This is a genomic window from Roseburia sp. AM23-20, from assembly GCF_003470905.1.
In the GTDB taxonomy this organism is placed as follows: Bacteria; Bacillota; Clostridia; order Lachnospirales; family Lachnospiraceae; genus Roseburia; species Roseburia rectibacter.
In genome coordinates this window covers 269945-270421 of the sequence record NZ_QRHS01000002.1, presented here as the reverse complement: position 1 = coordinate 270421, position 477 = coordinate 269945, and the positions used below count along the sequence as shown (strand labels likewise).

Sequence of the window (477 nt, the reverse complement as noted above, 5' to 3'; positions counted from 1 at the left end):
TTTTTTTGAACCTGATTCTGCATGATTCTCATAACTTCCATCATGTTTTCACGGCTCATGTTATTCAGCTGTTCCTCTGTAAAAAACGGATCCATCCGGCAATCTCCAAACTCTTATATGATAATTCCAGTATAGCATAGAAAGTCCAGCTGTTCGAGAAAAATCAACGTTTTACTGTGTAGGAATATATACCGATATCCACAAGTATTTCGTGCTTTTTGCGAATTGACAAATCCGTTCTTTATACAACAATCTTTGGATGTCTTTCTTCAAAAGCTCCCTTCGGAGTAAGTGAAAGACCATCACACAGCCAATGCATTTCTTTCAGGGTCACTTTCTGTAATTCATCCGGAGTATCCGGCCAGTGAAAGGAATCTTTGTCAAGCCTCTTCATCAGAATCCAGAAACCGGATCCGTCCCATTGCAGAATCTTAATAGAAGTCCGCCTGCGGTTGCAGAACGCAAACATGCAGCGCG

Annotated in this window: 1 protein-coding gene; it reads right to left on the bottom strand. The window is 41.3% G+C overall.

From position 1 onward, the window contains the following. Window positions 1–241 precede the first annotated feature (241 nt). On the bottom strand, window positions 242–477 hold a 236-nt coding region (tnpB, locus tag DW650_RS19690; RefSeq protein ID WP_199654190.1), incomplete at its 5' end, for an IS66 family insertion sequence element accessory protein TnpB.